This is a genomic window from Candidatus Pseudomonas auctus, assembly GCF_048654275.1.
GTDB classification, from domain to species: Bacteria; Pseudomonadota; Gammaproteobacteria; order Pseudomonadales; family Pseudomonadaceae; genus Aquipseudomonas; species Aquipseudomonas pharyngis.
The window spans coordinates 19,764-36,674 of the sequence record NZ_JBJYZK010000003.1 but is presented as its reverse complement, the minus strand read 5'-3'; the positions used below and the strand labels follow the sequence as shown (position 1 = coordinate 36,674).

Sequence of the window (16,911 nt, the reverse complement as noted above, 5' to 3'; positions counted from 1 at the left end):
GCGAGGTGTTTTCACCGCTCGTCCGATGCAGCGTCGAGGGCTGAATGCTCTGATTTACTAAGTTAAAGGCGCCGTACGACAACTTTGCGTCAACGAGCGTACGCAAGGTGCACGCTATTCAAGGATTTGCGGGTGGCAAGGAGGCGGGACACATGACCAGAGTCATTCTGGAGATCGATGCGCAGCTGTATCGATTGTTAAAAGCATCGGCCGAGACCAACCATGTGAGTCTCGAAGAGGAGTGCTGCCGACGCCTGGCGGGAGGGGAGCGCCGCTCGCGTTACTTGCAGGCCTTGCTGGCCGAACTGCGCGCCGAGGATGAACAGCGGCGCGCCACGTCGAGATGATTACTTCTTCTTCGCTGGAGCCGCTTTCGGGCAATCCGATTCCTGGTAGCTGGCGGAGCCGATCGCCTTGTTGGTTTTCACTTCGGTGAAGTCGTAACGCATGATCGCGCCCTTGGCCATCAGCTTGCGGTACGACGGGTTGTTGCAGACCGAAGCGCCCAGCTGGAAATACACGGCTTTGGGATCGGCGCGCATTTTGTCGGCGTGGCTCTTTTGCACGCTCAGGTGATTGACCAGCGTGGTGCCTTCGACGGTGTAGCCCTGATCAAGAATGTCTTCGTTGATCGCCCGTGGCGTGCCGACGCTGCTTTGTGCGGCGACATTGCGCAGCTCTCGGTTCAGATTCTGCTCACTCAGGGATGCAGCCTGAGCGCTGAAGGACGAAGCCAGCAGAATGGCAGCGGTGGGAACGATAAGGCGCAGCATGAAACTCTCCTGGTTCAGTGACTGGTGGTTCGACCAGCCACGTGACTGTGCGTTCAGTGGCGGCGAATTATAGGGGAGCCGGTCGGGAGGGTACAGGCTTGTCCCCGTCGCTCTGGTAAACTGCCGCCCTTTATTGCCCTGCCGAGTGTCGTTCGTGTCGAGTTTTCCTGTCTGCCGGTGCCGCCTGCGATGAATCATGCCCCCAACGCCGTGGCCCGCCTGCGCGATCAGCGCGAGGATGAAGGCATCAAGCCGATCCAGGCCCGTGGCTTTCGCTCCCCGCGCTGCCGCGATTGCCGGGTGATCATCAGCCATTGCCTGTGTGCCTGGCGGCCCACGGTCGATGCGCGCTCGGGCGTTTGCCTGATCATGACCGGCAAGGAAGTGTTCAAACCCAGCAATACCGGCTGGCTGATCGCCGACATCGTGCGCGACAACCATGCCTTTATCTGGTCGCGGACCGAGCCCGACGAGCAACTGCTGGCGCTGCTGAACGACCCGCAATGGCAGCCGTATCTGGTGTTTCCCGGCGAGTACGTCGAACCTTCGCGGGTGACCAACACCGTGGATCTCGATAGCAGCAAGCGCCCGCTGTTCATTCTGCTGGACGCGACCTGGACCGAAGCCCGGAAGATTTTCCGCAAGAGCCCGTATTTCGACCGTTTGCCGATCCTCAGCCTGTTGCCCGACAAACTGTCGCGCTATCGCCTGCGCCGTTCGACCCGCAGCGAGCACCTGTGCACCGCCGAAGTGGCGGCATTGTGCCTGGAACTGGCCGGCGATTCGGACGCGGCGTCGGCGCTGGATGCCTATTTCGATGTGTTCAGCCAGCATTACCTGGGGGCCAAGCAGCAACTGGACGTCAATGTGTCGACGCCGGCCCACGCCGAATTGCTGCCCTATATCCGAAACGCGGCGCCAGTACCGGCCTGATCCTGGCCCATACTGCTAAAGCAGTGGCCGTGCGGCTTGACCACCCCGGCTTCGCTGGTCATGCTTGGCGCCGATTGGGGTGCGGCCAAGGTTTGAAACGCCGCTTTTGTTCGTGATTGGCGTTGAACGTGCCCCTGTGGATGCCGCTGCCGGGCGGTATCTGGATTTGCTTTGGCACGACCCGAATGCGCGGGCCTGCCATCAAAAACAGGATCATTTGAAAAATGGCCACATACGACATCCTGATTGCCGATGATCACCCTCTTTTTCGTAGCGCACTGCATCAAGCGGTGACGATGGGCCTTGGCCCGGATGTACGCATGGTAGAAGTGGCGAGCATCGCGGAGCTGGAAACCCGCCTGACCGAAAAGGCTGACTGGGATCTGGTGCTGCTGGACCTGAACATGCCGGGTGCTTTCGGGTTTTCCGGGCTGGTGATGCTGCGCGGCCAATACCCGCAGATTCCGGTGGTGATGGTTTCGGCCCAGGAAGAAGCCTCGGTGATGGTCAAGTCCCGGGAATTCGGCGCCAGTGGTTTCATTCCCAAGTCCAGCGACCTGAGCGTGATTCAGGAAGCGGTGCGCAAAGTGCTGGACGGCGACGTGTTCTGGCCGCCCCAGGCATTCGAGGCGGTCAGCGTTTCGGATGAAGCCAAGGCCGCCAGCGATGGCCTTGCGAGCCTGACACCGCAGCAGTTCCGGGTGTTGACCATGGTCTGCGAAGGCTTGCTGAACAAGCAGATCGCCTATGAGCTGAGTGTGTCGGAAGCGACCATCAAGGCCCACGTCACGGCGATTTTCCGCAAGTTGAACGTGCGGACCCGGACCCAGGCAGCTTTACTGCTGCAACAACTTGAGTCAATTCCGAGCCAGTAAGCACTGGCGTCTTCACGCTTTTTTGACTTTCGTTGATCTAGCTTCCCCACTTCCTTTCGGTCGGTTATCTACTTTATGTCACCTTTCAAGGGCCAGACGGGCCTGAAACGCATCCTCAATGCATCCGGTTATTCGCTGGACGGCTTGCGCGCCGCCTTCACCGGCGAAGCCGCTTTCCGCCAATTGGTACTGCTTAACGTGGTGCTGATTCCGCTGACGTTTTTCCTCAATGTCAGCCGGGTCGAGCAGGCGCTGCTGATCGCGGTGTGCCTGCTGGCGCTGATCGTCGAGCTGTTGAATTCGGCGGTGGAGGCGGCTATCGACCGCATCTCGCTGGAGTTGCACCCGCTGTCCAAGAACGCCAAGGACATGGGCAGTGCCGCACAATTCGTGGCACTGAGCATGATCGCGCTGGTGTGGGCGGTGATTCTGCTTTAAGCGATGCTCGGCAGAACGATCTCGTCGCTGCGTTGCACCCCGGCGGTGAAGGCGCGGCACAGATCGAGGAATTCGCGCATGGCAGAGGTCTGGTACTTCTGCTTGTGCCAGATGAAATAGAACTGCCGCGCCAGATCCAGATCCGGCGTCTCCACCGGTACCAGGCTGCCGCGACGGAAGGCGTCACGCAGCGCCAGACGCGAAATACAGCCAATCCCCAGACCTGATTCCACGGCGCGCTTGATCGCTTCGGTGTGTTCCAGCTCCAGCCGGATGTTCAGCGCGCTGCGGTGATGCCGCATCGCCTGATCGAAGGTCAGGCGCGTCCCCGAACCCTGTTCCCGCAAAATCCACGCTTCATGGGTCAGTTCCTCCATGGTCGCGCTGCCGCGTTTGGCCAACGGATGTTGTGGGGCGCAGAACACCACCAATTCATCCTCGACCCAGCTCTGTACTTCGATGTCCGGGTGGCTGCAATCGCCCTCGATTAGGCCCAGATCAATTTCGTAATGAGCCACTTGTTGCACGATATTGGCAGTGTTCTGCACATGCAGCTTCACCTGGCTTTCCGGGTGGCGCTGCATGAAACCGCCGATCAGCAGCGTCGCCAGGTAATTGCCGATGGTCAGGGTCGCGCCCACCGACAGCGAGCCGAAACCGGATTTGCCGTTAAGCAGGTCTTCGATTTCCTTGGCCTGATCGAGCAGGGCCACCGCTTGCGGCAGCAACTGTTTGCCGAGGGCGTTGAGGCTCAGGCGTTTACCGGCGCGATCGAACAGCTGGCAGCTGGACTGGCGCTCCAGTTCGGTGATGGACGTGCTGGCGGCCGATTGCGACAGGTTGAGCAGACCCGCAGCACGGGACACGCTTTCCTGCTGGGCGACAGCGACGAAGACTTGCAGTTGACGAAGAGTAAATCGCATATCGATATAACCGATAACCCTTATCTTAATAATCCAGTTAACAGATATTGTCGGCGCTATTAGAATGCGATGCAATTGCGCACCGTCGGCATTCTTCAACACGAGCCGGGCAGGCGCAGATCAATCTCCAGGAGTCCCACGTACATGAGCAACATGAACCACGAGCGTGTCCTCAGTGTTCATCACTGGAACGACACTCTGTTCAGCTTCAAGTGCACCCGCGATCCGGGCCTGCGCTTCGAGAACGGTCAGTTCGTGATGATCGGCCTGCAACAGCCAAACGGCCGCCCGCTTATGCGCGCTTATTCGATCGCCAGCCCGAACTGGGAAGAGCATCTCGAGTTCTTCAGCATCAAGGTGCAGGACGGTCCGCTGACCTCCCAGCTGCAGCACCTGAAGGAAGGCGATGAGATCATCATCTCGAAAAAACCGACCGGCACCCTGGTGCTGGACGACCTGAACCCGGGCAAGCATTTGTATCTGCTGAGCACTGGCACCGGTCTGGCGCCGTTCATGAGCGTGATCCAGGACCCGGAAACCTACGAGCGCTTCGAGAAAGTGATCCTGGTTCACGGTGTTCGTTACGTCAACGAAGTCGCCTACCGCGAATTCATCACCGAGCACCTGCCGCAGAACGAGTTCTTCGGCGAAGCGCTGCGTGACAAGCTGATCTACTACCCGACCGTGACCCGCGAGCCGTTCGAAAATCAGGGCCGTCTGACTGACCTGATGCGCAGCGGCAAGCTGTTCAGCGACATCGGCCTGCCACCGATCAACCCGCAGGACGACCGCGCGATGATCTGCGGCAGCCCGAGCATGCTCGACGAGACCAGCGAAGTGCTCGACAGCTTCGGCCTGAAGATCTCGGCGCGGATGCGCGAGCCGGGTGACTACCTGATCGAGCGCGCATTCGTCGAGAAGTAATCCCGACGATGCCGACAGAAAAGCCCGCGTTGCCTGAGAAGGCAGCGCGTGCTTTTTCGTTTTCGCGATTCAGTCAGCGGCGGGAATCACTTCCAGGACGCGGATCTGCTCAGGCACAGGGTAGTGCCAGCGCACATCCAGATCCCAGAACTGCGCGCCGTATTCGCGTTCGGGCGCGGGCGTCTGATAGGCCGGGCGCGGATCCTGGGCCAGGCATTGCTCGATCAGCTCGACCAGCGGCTCGGCCAGGCGCTGAGCGTGCGTGTGCGCCTGTTGCAGCGCCGCGTCCGTCCACTGCACGTCGATCAGGTGCGGCGCGGCACTGGCGATGCTGTTGGAGGCGTCAGCAATGATGTCGGCGTACGGCACGTAGGGTTTGACGTCGAGAATCGGCGTGCCGTCCAGCAGGTCGATGCCGGAGATAAACAGGCGATTGGCCTCGACCTTGTCCAGCTTCACCACTGACTGGCCGATGCCGTTCGGCCGGTGCGTGGCGCGGGTGGCGAACACGCCCATGGACTTGTTGCCACCCAGGCGAGGAGGGCGGACCTTGAGGCGTGGTTTTTCTTCCAGCGCCTGATGGAACAGGAATAGCAGCCAGACATGACTGACCTGCTCCAGCCCTTGCACCGCGTCACCCTGATCGAACGGCGCCACCAGTTCCAGCACGCCACGGGCAGCGGGGGCCAGTTGCGGCTGGCGCGGGATGGCGAACTTCTCCTTGAAGCAGGAGCGGACGAAGCCGATGGGGGAGACGCTGTAAGTCATGGTGTGCATTCGAAGCGGAGCAGGGCGGACATGATAACCCGGCAGGCTTCAAGTCTGGTGCTAACAGATCTGGCGCCATCGCTGGCTTGCCAGCGATAGCTTCACCGCCGATGTCAGAGGCTGAACCCTCCATCCAGTGGAATGATATTCCCGGTCATGTAGGCCCCGGCAGTACTCGCCAGGCTGATCGCCAGCGCCGCCATTTCCTCTTCGCGACCCCAACGTTTCATCGGGATCAGCGCGGTGTCTTCGGCAAGCGCCTGCTGGTCGTTGCCGATGTGCTGGGTCATCTTGCTCGGGAAGCGCCCCGGTGCGATGACGTTGACGTTGATGTGCTGGCTCACCAGTTCCCGGGCGAGAATTCGTGACAGTTGATGCAGGGCAGCCTTGCTCGGCCCATAGGCATAGGCCTGTTCGCCAAAGGAAGAAATCCCCGCCACCGAACCAATATTGATAATCCGCGCCGGATTGGCCGCCGATCCGGATTTGCGCAGCAATGGCAGAAATTGCTGGATGCAACTGAACACCGAGGTCACGTTGAGCTGCATGACCTTCTCCCAGCCCTTGACCGGGTAGCTCTCCAGCGGCGCGCCCCAGGTGGTGCCGGCGTTGTTCACCAGAATGTCCAGATGAGTGATCTGCTCGCCCATTCGCGCAACCAGCTCTTTCACGCCTTCTTCGGTCGCCAGATTCGCCGCCATGCCCTGACAAGTGCCCAGAGCACTGAGTTCTTCAGCGGTTTGATGACAGGCTTCAGCGTCACGGGAGCAGACGTATACGCGGGCGCCGGCTTCGACAAAGGCCTTGGCGATCATTTTGCCGATACCACGGGTGCCGCCGGTCACCAGGGCGGTGCGGCCTTGCAGGGAGAAATACGGGTGCATGGCGAATCCTGAGGGCTAGGGGTTCAGTACACCCTAGTCGTCGGCCGCGAAAAGCGGAGCCACTATTTTTCGAGGGAATGGAGGGGCATGCATGAAAACGGCGACCGAAGTCGCCGTGATCGAATGGGTCAGCCGCGAACGCGCAGGGTCAGCCCCTTGAGGAAATTGCGCAGCAACTGATCGCCACACGGGCGGTAGTTGGTGTGGCCTACTTTGCGGAACAAAGCGCTCAGCTCAGGCTTGGACACCGGGAAGTCGGCGGCCTTGAGGATCGCGTGCATGTCGTCTTCCTTCAGTTCGAAGGCCACGCGCAGCTTTTTCAGGATGATGTTATTGGTCACCGGCACTTCGATCGGCAACGGCGGACGGCTTTCGTCCTTGCCGCGCTTGAAGATCACCAGACCGTCGAGGAAGTGCGCGATGACTTCGTCCGGGCAGCGCACGAAGCCTTCTTCGTCTTCTTCTTTCTTGTCGAGGTACGTCACGACATCAGCCAGCGTGACGTCCAGGCCGCCGAGTTTGATGATCTCGACCACTTTCTTGTCGCTGATGTCGAGCATGTAGCGCACGCTGCGCAGAACGTCGTTATGAACCATGTGTGCAATCCTGATCTTTTCGCTGTGGGCATCACGCGGACGCGATGCCGGAAATGTAGGGTGGCTTGCGAGCCTTAGAATTTCTCTTTGCCGGACAGGTAGCGCCACTGGCCGACCGGCACCTTGCCGATGGACACGCCGCCGATGCGGATGCGGCGGATGCCGATCACCTTCAGGCCGACCGCTTCGCAGAACTGAGCGATGATCCCCGGCTGCGGGTTCTTCATGGCGAAGCGCAGACGGTTTTCGTTCTGCCAGCTGGCCTTGACCGGCGGCAGCTCCTTGCCCTTGTGGGTGAGGCCGTGCTGCAGGCGATTGAGACCGTGGGCAACCATGTCGCCTTCGACTTCGACCACGTATTCCTGCTCGATCTTGGCCGCGTCGGCGGTGAGCTTGCGCAGCACCTTCCAGTCCTGGGTGAACACCAGCAGGCCGCTCGCCTTGGGTTGCAGGTCGGCGCTGGCGGTCAGGCGCAGGAAATGCCCGCGCAGCGGACGCTTGCCGTAGCGGTGTTCTTCGCTGAGGGTTTCGGCGTTCAGCGACTGCATGGCGCTGTCGACATCCATGCCGGCCGGCACGTTGAGCAGGATAGTCACCGGCTCTGGCGCGGTGGCCTTGGCGTCCTTGTCGAGCTCGACTTTCTGGTCGCCGACCTTGAACTGCGGCTCGTCGATGACTTCGCCGTCCACGGTGACCCAGCCGCCCTCGATGAACAGCTCGGCCTCCCGGCGGGAGCAACCGACCAGCTCGATGAGGCGTTTGGAGAGGCGAATCGGGTCAGTCATGACAGGGGCCGTAACAAAAAAGGGGGGGCATTGTACCTGCCTGGGGCCGGTTAAGCCCGATTGCATTTGCGCCGTGTGGCTTTTAGCCGCGTACCGCGCGCTGCTCCGGTTGTTTCAGACGCATATGCAGCAGTGGATACGGCTGGCCCATGCCATCGACTTCCGAGCGGCCAATCACCTCGAACCCTTGCTTGAAGTAAAACCCCAGGGCCTGCGGATTCTGCTCGTTGACGTCCAGTTCGTCGGCGTTCAGGTGTTCCATAGCGTACTTCAGCAGTTTCTTGCCAAGGCCCTGGCCGCGATGAGCCGGGTCGATGAACAGCATTTCGATCTTGCCCGCCGCGACACCGGCAAACCCGGTGATGCGCTGGTGGCTGTCCCGGGTGCAGATCAACATCACCGCATCGAGGTACCGGGTCAGCACCAGACTCTTCAGCAACTCGATGTAGGATTCCGGCAGGAAATCATGAGTCGCACGGACCGAGGCCTCCCAGACCCGGGTCAGTTCCTGGTAATCGCTGAGTTTCGGCGTGTGGATGACCGAATGCTGACGCATGCCCGATAGCCTCTTTGTCATGGATGAGGGAGTCCTTCCCCTCACAAACTCTAGCCGTAAAAAAGCCCCGCATCTCGTAAAAGAGAGCGGGGCTTTCTGTATTTTTCGCGCTTAGATCTGTTCGGCCCAGAGGTCGTATTCGTCGGCGTCGGTCACCTTGCACCAGACCTTGTCGCCCGGCTTGAGGTTGCTGCCGTTGTCGATGAACACGTTGCCGTCGATTTCCGGGGCGTCGAAGAAGCAGCGGCCGACCGCGCCTTGCTCGTCGACTTCATCCACCAGCACTTCGATTTCACGGCCGATGCGCATTTGCAGGCGCGCCGAGCTGATGGCCTGCTGGTGCGCCATGAAGCGCTCCCAGCGATCCTGCTTGACGTCGTCCGGAACGATGTCGAGGTTCAGGTCATTGGCCGGCGCGCCTTCGACCGGCGAGTACTGGAAGCAGCCGACGCGGTCGAGCTGGGCTTCGGTCAGCCAGTTCAGCAGGTATTGGAAGTCTTCTTCGGTTTCGCCCGGGAAGCCGACGATGAAGGTCGAACGGATGATCAGGTCCGGGCAGATTTCGCGCCAGTTCTTGATCCGCGCCAGGGTCTTGTCTTCGAACGCCGGGCGTTTCATCGACTTCAGGACTTTCGGGCTGGCGTGCTGGAACGGGATGTCCAGGTACGGCAGGATCTTGCCGGCGGCCATCAGCGGGATCAGTTCGTCGACGTGCGGGTACGGGTAAACGTAGTGCAGACGGACCCAGACGCCGAGGGTGCTCAGTGCTTCGCACAGTTCGGTCATGCGGGTTTTCACCGGTGCGCCGTTCCAGAAGCCGGTGCGGTACTTGACGTCAACGCCGTAGGCGCTGGTGTCTTGGGAAATCACCAGCAGTTCTTTCACGCCGGATTTGACCAGACGCTGGGCTTCGTCGAGCACATCGCCCACTGGACGGCTGACCAGTTTGCCGCGCATCGACGGGATGATGCAGAAGCTGCAGCTGTGGTTGCAGCCTTCGGAAATCTTCAGGTACGCGTAGTGACGTGGGGTCAGCTTGATGCCTTGCGGCGGCACCAGGTCGATCAGCGGGTTGTGATCCTGCTTCGGCGGCACGACTTCGTGCACGGCGTTGACCACTTGCTCGTACTGCTGCGGACCGGTGACGGCCAGCACGCTCGGGTGCACGTCACGGATGTTGCCTTCTTCCACGCCCATGCAGCCGGTCACGATGACCTTGCCGTTTTCCTTGATCGCTTCGCCGATGACTTCCAGCGATTCGGCCTTGGCCGAGTCGATGAAGCCGCAGGTGTTGACCACGACCACGTCGGCGTCCTGATAGGTGGACACCACGTCATAGCCTTCCATGCGCAGCTGGGTCAGGATGCGCTCGGAGTCGACCAGTGCTTTCGGGCAACCCAGAGAAACGAAGCCAACCTTTGGATTGGCCGGCGCAGGAGTGGTGGACATGTCTAACCTCGGTGTTTTGTGACATCGATTACCTGATTCAGGAACCGACGGACGGGCGCTTAAGGCGCGCCTCTGATCAAAAAGTGCGCAATTCTAGCGACGAGCAGCGCACTTGACCAGCTTTATGCAGGGAAATACGACGAGTGCTGCGCTATGCTTCGCGCCGTTGCGCTTTACTGAATTTTTACAGTCAAGAAAACGTCTGTTACAGGGCGTAAAAACGCGCATGCTGCACACAAAGCATAGTGCTTCATATAAGAAGCCGGTCTGGGAATCAGGAGTGTTGGATGGGTCAGGCAAGTAGTCACGCGGCGGGCGCCGAAGGTTCGGCCACCAAGCCGCTGAGCATGCTGGTCGCGGCGGTCGGGGTAGTTTACGGCGACATCGGCACGAGCCCGTTGTACACCCTCAAAGAAGTGTTTTCCGGCGCTTACGGTGTGCCCGTCAATCACGACGGAGTGCTCGGCATTCTGTCGCTGATTTTCTGGTCGCTGATCTGGGTCGTTTCAATCAAGTACATGATGTTCGTCCTGCGCGCCGACAACCAGGGCGAAGGCGGGATCATGGCGCTCACCGCGCTGGCGCGGCGGGCAGCGGCGGGGCGCAAGCGATTGCGTACGTTGCTGGTGGTCTGCGGGCTGATCGGCGCGGCGCTGTTCTATGGCGACAGCATGATCACCCCGGCGATTTCCGTGCTCTCGGCCATTGAAGGTCTGGGCCTGGCCTTCGACGGCATCGACCACTGGGTCGTGCCGCTGTCGCTGGTGGTGCTGGTGGCGCTGTTTCTGATCCAGAAGCACGGCACGGCGCGGATCGGTATTCTGTTCGGGCCGATCATGGTCACCTGGTTCCTGGTGCTCGGCGCCCTCGGCGTGTACGGCATCAGCCACACCCCGGAAGTGCTGCACGCGATGAACCCTGTGTGGGCGGTGCGGTTCTTCACCGTCCATCCGGGCATGGGCGTGGCGATCCTCGGCGCCGTGGTGCTGGCGCTGACCGGTGCCGAAGCGCTGTACGCCGACATGGGCCACTTCGGTCGCAAGCCGATTGCCCGTGCGTGGTTCCTGCTGGTGCTGCCGGCGCTGGTGCTCAACTACTTCGGTCAGGGCGCCTTGTTGCTGGAGAACCCGGACGCCGCGCGCAACCCGTTCTACCTGCTGGCCCCGAGCTGGGCGCTGATTCCGCTGGTCGGTCTGTCGACCCTGGCCACGGTGATCGCTTCCCAGGCGGTGATTTCCGGCGCGTTCTCCCTGACCCGTCAGGCGATCCAGCTCGGTTACATCCCGCGCATGTACATCCAGCACACCTCCAGCGACGAGCAGGGCCAGATCTACATCGGTGCCGTGAACTGGTCGCTGATGGTCGGCGTGGTGTTGCTGGTGATCGGCTTCGAATCCTCCGGCGCCCTGGCCTCGGCCTACGGCGTGGCTGTCACTGGCACCATGCTGATGACCACGATTCTGGTGTCGGCAGTCATGTTGCTGCTGTGGAAATGGCCACCGATTCTGGCGGTGCCGGTGCTGCTCGGCTTCCTGCTGGTGGACGGTCTGTACTTTGCCGCCAACGTGCCGAAGATCGTCCAGGGCGGTGCCTTCCCGGTGATCGCCGGTATCGCGCTGTTCGTGCTGATGACCACCTGGAAACGCGGCAAGCAACTGCTGGTCGAGCGCCTCGACGAAGGCGCGCTGCCGCTGCCGATCTTCATCAGCAGCATCCGCGTGCAACCACCGCATCGCGTGCAGGGCACCGCCGTGTTCCTCACCGCCCGCTCCGACGCGGTGCCGCACGCGTTGTTGCACAACCTGCTGCACAACCAGGTGCTGCATGAGCAAGTGGTGCTGCTGACTGTCGTTTACGAAGACATCCCGCGCGTCCCGCCATCCCGGCGCTTCGAAGTCGAAGCCCACGGCGAAGGCTTCTTCCGGGTGATCCTGCACTTCGGCTTCACCGACGAGCCTGACGTGCCGCAGGCGCTGAAGCTGTGCCATCTGGATGATCTGGACTTCAGCCCGATGCGTACCACCTACTTCCTCAGCCGCGAAACGGTGATCGCCTCGAAACTCGAAGGCATGGCCCGTTGGCGAGAGGCGCTGTTTGCGTTCATGTTGAAGAATGCCAACGGCAACCTGCGCTTCTTCAATCTGCCGCTGAACCGGGTGATTGAGTTGGGGACGCAGGTGGAGATGTAGGTTGCGTCTCGATTGAATAGCCCCCGTCAGCTTTGCGGCTGGCGGGGGCTTTTTTGTGTTTGTGGACTTATCAGAATCCAGTGGAGATCCCTGTGGGAGCGGGCTTGCCCGCGAATGCGGTGTATCAGTTTACAAATCAGCTGCCTGACCCATCGCCATCGCGGGCAAGCCCGGCTTCCACAAGGATCTCGGGCGTTTGCCAAAACGAAAAAGCCCCCGCAACTGTGAAGTTGCGGGGGCTTTCGTTGGTGCGCTTCAGATCACTCTTCCGCTACCTGCGCCGTGTTCTGGCGCTTCTCGATCAAGTCCACCAGTCGCTTGGCCAGCGCCGGGTAGTTCTCGTCGAAGTGGTGGCCACCAGGCAGTTTCACTGCTTCGCCCACCGCCGTTTTGTCGGTGCAGCCGCTTTCGTCAGTTTCTTCTTCACCGTAGATGCACACGACCTTGGCCGGTGGCAACTTGGCCATTTCCGGGCCGGTGGCGGCTTCTTTGCCGGCGTTGCCGAGCCAGCCTTCGACTTCGATTTCGAAGCTGCCGGTGCGGGCGAAGGCCAGCAGGATGATTGCGTCGACACGTTGCTGCTCGGTTTCCGGCAGGCGGTTGTAGATCGCCGGGAGGACGTCGGCGCCGAACGAGTAGCCGGTCAGGATGAAGCGTTTGGTGCCCCATTTCTGGCGGTAGTGCTGCATCAGTTCGGTCAGGTCCAGCGCGCTCTGTTCCGGGCTCTTGTGCTGCCAGTAGTAGCGAAGAGTGTCGATGCCGACTACCGGGTAACCGATCTTGGCCATTTCACCGGCCACGTCGCGGTCCAGATCGCGCCAGCCGCCGTCACCGGACAGGAACAGGGTGACAGTGTCCTTGGCCTGGCCGGCCGGGACTTCCACCACCGGGATCTGCAGGCCGCCGTTGGCCTTGTCGCCGCCGACGAGGATCTTGCGCAGTTCGTTGTTCAGCACTTGCGGCAGGTTGATGTCGTAGTCGCTGATGCTGGTTTCGGCGTTCGGTTGGTCGCGCACGAAACCGGCGCTGGTGTCGTCCGGGTTGTCGTTCCACGCCACCAGCCAGTGGCCGTGGGCGGCGGCTTTTGGCAGCAGGTGAGTGCAGCCGGGTTTTTCCAGGGCCAGGTCGACCGATACCGCCTGGGCCTTGTCGTCTTTCTGTTCGGACAGCCAGCGCCACGCCAGGACGGCGCCGGGGCCGATGCCGCTGACCAGGGTCGCCGGGCCGTTCAGTTCACGCAGGCCGGCTTGCAGGGCGCGGCTTTGCAGCAGGCAGTCCTTGGGCAGGATCACCTGGACGATCTGCGCCGAGGCGCTGCGGCTCAGGGTGCTCAGTTGCTTGTCGCTGAGTTTCTGGTCGTCGTTGACCGCCACCAGCACCTGCGCCTTGGGCTTGGTGCCAGGGATAACCCGGGTCATGGCGGCGCCATCGGCCGGGTTGAGCTGTTCGAGGGTCGGTTCCGGTGCCGGGCGTTTGAGGTACCAGAAACCGCCACCGGCAATCGCGGCCAGCACCAGCAGTGCGACCAGGATGTACTTCAGGGAGCGTTGAATCATCAGCGTTTCACCAATCCAGTCAAGCCGCCCGCGATCAGGGCAGCAGTGTCGGCCAGCGCCACCAGCGGATCCAGTCCGGCGGGCACGGCCATATAACGGGGTTCCCAGTCAGGCTGGAACTTGTCTTTGAAGCGGCGCAAGCCTTGGAAGTTGTACAGCTGCTCACCACGGCGGAAAACCATCGAGCCCAGACGCTGGGTCAGCGGTGCCCCGCGCCGGGGTTGCAACCCCGACAGCGGCACCATGCCCAGGCTGAAGCGCGCGTATCCGTGACTCTTATAGTGTTGAATCAGACCGACCATCATGAATTCCATGGTCAGCTTGGGGGCGTCCGGGTGCGCGCGCATCAGGTCGAGACTGGCCAGGTCATGGCTGTAGGTCTCGAGCAGGTTGGCGAATGCCACCGGGCGCCCTTCGAAGCGAATCACCGCGATGCGGAAATGCTTCAGGTAATCGTCGCTGAAACGGCCGAGGGAGAAGCCTTTCTCGCGCACGTTCTTGCCGGTCAGCCAGGCATCGGAAATCACCTTGAGCTCATCCATCGGCGCCTGGCCCGGCTCATGGATCTCCAGCGACAGGCCGTCACGGGTGCCACGGTTCCAGGTGTAGCGCAGGTCCTTCATCTCCTTGCCCTTGGCTTCCAGGTCAAAGCGATGCAGATCGACCCGGGCTTCCTCGCCCAGCTTGATCGCGGTCAGGCCGATGTCCATGTAGTACGGCAGGTTTTCGGCGCGCACCTGATAGAACACCGGACGGGCGTGATGGATGTCGCACAGGTCGCGGAACTGCCAGATCATCTCGGCCCGTTGCTGGCCAGGGCCGATCGGGTCGTACAGGGCCACCAGACTGCGGCCGCGGCGGGCGTACATCAGGAAGGCTTCGTCGTTGGGATGAAACAGCAGCGCCTTGTCACCGGTCAGGGCGAGGCCGCCGTCCGGTTGCGAGGAGGCCATCAGAATCTTCGAGGCGCGTTCCAGCTCATCGGGTGTCGGCAGATGGATCACCGGGCGAGCGGTGCGCAGCAGCCAGGTCAGGGCGATCACCAGTAGCAATACGGCGGCGCCGAGCAGCGAGCGCAGGCCGCGCGGGGCGTCGGCATCGAGGGTGAACTGCCACCACAGTTGATGGCTGTACGGAACGTCCTGATAAGCGAACAGCAACAGCCAGGTCGAAGCACCGAGTACGCACAGGCTGGCCACCAGATACAGCGGCGAGAACGGCAGTTCGGTCAGGCGGCTCGGGCGGTAGAACGAGCGACGGAACACCCCCAACAGCGCGGCGGTGAGGGTCATCAGGGTCGCTTCTTCCCAGTCGAAACCCTTGAGCAGCGAGAGCAGGGCGCCCACCAGCAACAGAATGGTGGTCAGCATCCATGCCGCCGACAACCGGCGACGCAGGCCCTGGGCGAGCATCAGGCACAGCACGCCGATCAGGCTGGCGCCAAAGTGCGAGGCGTCGACCAGGCGGTGAGGAATCAGAAAGCCGATGTGTTCCAGACGGGTGTCGATCTCTGGCGTCGCGCCGGAAAACAGCAGCACCACGCCGGACAGGAACACCAGCACCGCGAGAATCGGTGCCGCCAGACCGGAGGCTGCACGCATCGTCTGCGACTGAAACAGACGCTGGCCTTCGTTGAGCAGCAACAGCACGCAGGCCACCAGCAACGGCAGCACCACATAGATCAGGCGATACAGGAGCAGGGCAGCGGCCAGTGGCGCGGCGCCAAGCTTGTCGGCGAACGCCGCGAGCAGAATCGCTTCGAAGACACCCACACCACCCGGCACGTGACTGAGTACGCCCGCCGCCAGCGCCAGCAGATAAACCAGCAGGAACGCACCGAAGGGCGGCGCTTCCGGCAGCAGCAGATAAAGGACGGTCGCAGCGGCAGCCACGTCGAGGGCGGTGATGACCAGTTGCAGGAACGTCAGGCGACGACCTGGCAGGCGCAGGGTACGGCGACCGGCCCGAACCAGCAGGTTGTCCGGATAAGGTTGTTCCGGCAGGCGACGGCGATAGATGCCGATGGCCAGGATCGCGCCGAGCAGCAGCACCACGCCGGCAATCGTCCCCAACAAGGTCTCGGACAACCCCAGTGCCTGCGATGCAGCAGGCAGGTTGCTCAGGGTCGCAAGAGCAGCCAGCGGCGGCAGGGCGCAGCCCAGCGACAGGCTGGCGAACAGCGTCATGTGCGCGACTTCGGACGCGCCCAGGCCATGCCGTGCATATAAACGGTAACGCACCGAACCGCCGGACAGCATCGACAGGCCGATGGCGTTGCCGATGGCAAACGCGGTGAAGCCGCCAAGGGCCAGAACTTTCGGTGCCAGCGTCACGCGGGCGTAACGACTGGCCGACCATTCATAGCCGAGCAGAATGATGAAGCCGACGAATGTCGCACCGAGGGCACCGAGCAGGGCCGGTTTCGGCACTTCCAGAATCGAGTCGTGCAGGGCGTCGAGATCGAGTTCGCTGAGCAGATGGCGACAGGCAATCAGCGCGATGGCGAACAGCAGCAAAGTAACCGCCAGACCGATCGGTTGCCGGTATTTGCTGATCCGATCCAGCAGGCGCAGACGCTCAGGCTTGATCGGTGGGGTCGCTGTGACGGTGTCTTGTGAATCAGACGAGTTGGCGCGCATCAATCACCTCTTGGATTGTGCGCGACAGGATGGAGGTATCCAGCCAAGTAACCAATCCCTGTAGAAAAAAATAATCACAAAATACTACGCCTCTCACCGGGTATCGGCGAGGGCAGCTCCTGGATTGCAGATGCCTTGTCCGCGACTCAAGCATAGTCGCAACTCGGCGGGTCTGAAGATCCTGAACGGTTCACTGCACAGTGACAGATCATTGTTGCGAAAGGACTTTTTCCACAGATACAAAAAAGGCCACTCTTTCGAGTAGCCTTTTTTGATGTTTGGTTGCGGGAGCCGGATTTGAACCGACGACCTTCGGGTTATGAGCCCGACGAGCTACCAGACTGCTCCATCCCGCGTCTGTGTGGCGGCATTCTACAGGCGAACGGCGAGGTGTCAACCGATAATCCCGTGATGGGTCAAATAAGTGTGCAATCGCGGCAAACGGTCGCAGGGGGAGCGCTAAGTTTCGGAATCGGAACGATTTCCGCTTGGCGCGACTGGATCCGAAAAACCGACGCGCACAAAAAAGGCCAATCTTTCGATTGGCCTTTTTTGATGTTTGGTTGCGGGAGCCGGATTTGAACCGACGACCTTCGGGTTATGAGCCCGACGAGCTACCAGAC

General features: G+C 61.3%; 16 protein-coding genes and 1 tRNA gene. 6 read left to right on the top strand and 11 right to left on the bottom strand.

The annotated features are described in order from the left end of the window. Nucleotides 1-152: 152 nt before the first annotated feature. Nucleotides 153-347 carry a hypothetical protein gene (locus ACKUG4_RS06570; RefSeq protein ID WP_011332745.1) on the top strand — a complete coding sequence of 65 codons (195 nt, stop codon included), beginning with the start codon at nt 153-155 and terminating at the stop codon, nt 345-347. Here ACKUG4_RS06570 and ACKUG4_RS06565 read toward each other — a convergent pair whose 3' ends face one another. Further along, a complete protein-coding gene (locus ACKUG4_RS06565; RefSeq protein WP_011332746.1) occupies nt 348-773 on the bottom strand; it encodes a PA3611 family quorum-sensing-regulated virulence factor in 426 nt (141 codons plus the stop codon). It abuts the gene before it with no gap. Nucleotides 774-962: 189 nt separating this feature from the next. Between ACKUG4_RS06565 and ACKUG4_RS06560 the strand changes: the two genes are divergently transcribed. The 3 genes from ACKUG4_RS06560 (at nt 963) to ACKUG4_RS06550 (ending at nt 3,019) form a co-directional block, all read left to right on the top strand. After that, nucleotides 963-1,706, top strand: a complete 744-nt coding sequence (locus tag ACKUG4_RS06560) for a tRNA-uridine aminocarboxypropyltransferase (protein WP_039771302.1) — start codon at nt 963-965, stop codon at nt 1,704-1,706. Nucleotides 1,707-1,930: 224 nt separating this feature from the next. After that, the gene (gene erdR / locus ACKUG4_RS06555) at nt 1,931-2,581 is read left to right on the top strand and encodes a response regulator transcription factor ErdR (RefSeq protein WP_007954938.1); all 651 of its coding nucleotides are present in this window, start codon (nt 1,931-1,933) and stop codon (nt 2,579-2,581) included. 75 nt (nt 2,582-2,656) lie between these two features. After that, nucleotides 2,657-3,019: a diacylglycerol kinase gene (locus tag ACKUG4_RS06550; RefSeq protein ID WP_003222276.1), complete on the top strand. Its 363-nt coding sequence runs from the start codon at nt 2,657-2,659 to the stop codon at nt 3,017-3,019. On the opposite strand, the gene ACKUG4_RS06545 is transcribed toward ACKUG4_RS06550, so the two are convergent. Further along, entirely contained in the window at nt 3,016-3,942 is a 927-nt protein-coding gene (locus ACKUG4_RS06545) for a LysR family transcriptional regulator (protein WP_011332748.1), read from the bottom strand. The two genes, ACKUG4_RS06550 and ACKUG4_RS06545, sit on opposite strands and share 4 nt — an antisense overlap. Nucleotides 3,943-4,086: 144 nt before the next feature. Between ACKUG4_RS06545 and fpr the strand changes: the two genes are divergently transcribed. Further along, on the top strand, nt 4,087-4,866 hold the full coding sequence (gene fpr, locus ACKUG4_RS06540; RefSeq protein WP_007908723.1) for a ferredoxin-NADP reductase: 780 nt from the start codon (nt 4,087-4,089) through the stop codon (nt 4,864-4,866). Nucleotides 4,867-4,935: 69 nt separating this feature from the next. Here the strand turns inward: fpr and tsaA are convergent, their stop codons facing one another. From tsaA to rimO, 6 genes are all read right to left on the bottom strand, one after another. Continuing rightward, entirely contained in the window at nt 4,936-5,634 is a 699-nt protein-coding gene (gene tsaA, locus ACKUG4_RS06535) for a tRNA (N6-threonylcarbamoyladenosine(37)-N6)-methyltransferase TrmO (RefSeq protein WP_445433682.1), read from the bottom strand. Nucleotides 5,635-5,747: 113 nt separating this feature from the next. Next, nucleotides 5,748-6,518, bottom strand: coding sequence for an SDR family oxidoreductase (locus ACKUG4_RS06530; RefSeq protein WP_210711098.1), 771 nt, complete (start codon nt 6,516-6,518; stop codon nt 5,748-5,750). A gap of 128 nt (nt 6,519-6,646) precedes the next feature. Beyond that, the gene (locus ACKUG4_RS06525; protein WP_064379066.1) at nt 6,647-7,114 is read right to left on the bottom strand and encodes a YehS family protein; all 468 of its coding nucleotides are present in this window, start codon (nt 7,112-7,114) and stop codon (nt 6,647-6,649) included. A gap of 74 nt (nt 7,115-7,188) precedes the next feature. Then, the gene (locus ACKUG4_RS06520; RefSeq protein ID WP_011332751.1) at nt 7,189-7,899 is read right to left on the bottom strand and encodes an rRNA pseudouridine synthase; all 711 of its coding nucleotides are present in this window, start codon (nt 7,897-7,899) and stop codon (nt 7,189-7,191) included. Nucleotides 7,900-7,981: 82 nt separating this feature from the next. Beyond that, the gene (locus ACKUG4_RS06515) at nt 7,982-8,455 is read right to left on the bottom strand and encodes a GNAT family N-acetyltransferase (RefSeq protein ID WP_039771312.1); all 474 of its coding nucleotides are present in this window, start codon (nt 8,453-8,455) and stop codon (nt 7,982-7,984) included. Between the two features lie 111 nt (nt 8,456-8,566). Continuing rightward, nucleotides 8,567-9,904 carry a 30S ribosomal protein S12 methylthiotransferase RimO gene (rimO, locus tag ACKUG4_RS06510; RefSeq protein ID WP_085612340.1) on the bottom strand — a complete coding sequence of 446 codons (1,338 nt, stop codon included), beginning with the start codon at nt 9,902-9,904 and terminating at the stop codon, nt 8,567-8,569. 347 nt (nt 9,905-10,251) lie between these two features. Between rimO and ACKUG4_RS06505 the strand changes: the two genes are divergently transcribed. Further along, nucleotides 10,252-12,093: a potassium transporter Kup gene (locus ACKUG4_RS06505; protein ID WP_371857891.1), complete on the top strand. Its 1,842-nt coding sequence runs from the start codon at nt 10,252-10,254 to the stop codon at nt 12,091-12,093. Nucleotides 12,094-12,353: 260 nt separating this feature from the next. Here ACKUG4_RS06505 and ACKUG4_RS06500 read toward each other — a convergent pair whose 3' ends face one another. The 3 genes from ACKUG4_RS06500 to ACKUG4_RS06490 form a co-directional block, all read right to left on the bottom strand. Further along, nucleotides 12,354-13,649, bottom strand: a complete 1,296-nt coding sequence (locus tag ACKUG4_RS06500) for a virulence factor family protein (protein ID WP_108559887.1) — start codon at nt 13,647-13,649, stop codon at nt 12,354-12,356. After that, on the bottom strand, nt 13,649-16,288 hold the full coding sequence (mprF, locus tag ACKUG4_RS06495) for a bifunctional lysylphosphatidylglycerol flippase/synthetase MprF (RefSeq protein WP_064593893.1): 2,640 nt from the start codon (nt 16,286-16,288) through the stop codon (nt 13,649-13,651). The genes ACKUG4_RS06500 and mprF overlap by 1 nt, the downstream gene beginning before the upstream one ends. A 279-nt stretch (nt 16,289-16,567) precedes the next feature. Continuing rightward, nucleotides 16,568-16,644 (bottom strand) — tRNA-Met (locus ACKUG4_RS06490). Between the last annotated feature and the right edge of the window lie 267 nt (nt 16,645-16,911).

Bases quoted from the DNA above. Each gene is read 5' to 3' on its own strand.
- ACKUG4_RS06570 (WP_011332745.1), top strand. From the start codon at position 153: ATGACCAGAGTCATTCTGGAGATCGATGCGCAGCTGTATCGATTGTTA.
- ACKUG4_RS06565 (WP_011332746.1), bottom strand. From the start codon at position 773: ATGCTGCGCCTTATCGTTCCCACCGCTGCCATTCTGCTGGCTTCGTCC.
- ACKUG4_RS06560 (WP_039771302.1), top strand. From the start codon at position 963: ATGAATCATGCCCCCAACGCCGTGGCCCGCCTGCGCGATCAGCGCGAG.
- erdR (WP_007954938.1), top strand. From the start codon at position 1,931: ATGGCCACATACGACATCCTGATTGCCGATGATCACCCTCTTTTTCGT.
- ACKUG4_RS06550 (WP_003222276.1), top strand. From the start codon at position 2,657: ATGTCACCTTTCAAGGGCCAGACGGGCCTGAAACGCATCCTCAATGCA.
- ACKUG4_RS06545 (WP_011332748.1), bottom strand. From the start codon at position 3,942: ATGCGATTTACTCTTCGTCAACTGCAAGTCTTCGTCGCTGTCGCCCAG.
- fpr (WP_007908723.1), top strand. From the start codon at position 4,087: ATGAGCAACATGAACCACGAGCGTGTCCTCAGTGTTCATCACTGGAAC.
- tsaA (WP_445433682.1), bottom strand. From the start codon at position 5,634: ATGACTTACAGCGTCTCCCCCATCGGCTTCGTCCGCTCCTGCTTCAAG.
- ACKUG4_RS06530 (WP_210711098.1), bottom strand. From the start codon at position 6,518: ATGCACCCGTATTTCTCCCTGCAAGGCCGCACCGCCCTGGTGACCGGC.
- ACKUG4_RS06525 (WP_064379066.1), bottom strand. From the start codon at position 7,114: ATGGTTCATAACGACGTTCTGCGCAGCGTGCGCTACATGCTCGACATC.
- ACKUG4_RS06520 (WP_011332751.1), bottom strand. From the start codon at position 7,899: ATGACTGACCCGATTCGCCTCTCCAAACGCCTCATCGAGCTGGTCGGT.
- ACKUG4_RS06515 (WP_039771312.1), bottom strand. From the start codon at position 8,455: ATGCGTCAGCATTCGGTCATCCACACGCCGAAACTCAGCGATTACCAG.
- rimO (WP_085612340.1), bottom strand. From the start codon at position 9,904: ATGTCCACCACTCCTGCGCCGGCCAATCCAAAGGTTGGCTTCGTTTCT.
- ACKUG4_RS06505 (WP_371857891.1), top strand. From the start codon at position 10,252: ATGCTGGTCGCGGCGGTCGGGGTAGTTTACGGCGACATCGGCACGAGC.
- ACKUG4_RS06500 (WP_108559887.1), bottom strand. From the start codon at position 13,649: ATGATTCAACGCTCCCTGAAGTACATCCTGGTCGCACTGCTGGTGCTG.
- mprF (WP_064593893.1), bottom strand. From the start codon at position 16,288: ATGCGCGCCAACTCGTCTGATTCACAAGACACCGTCACAGCGACCCCA.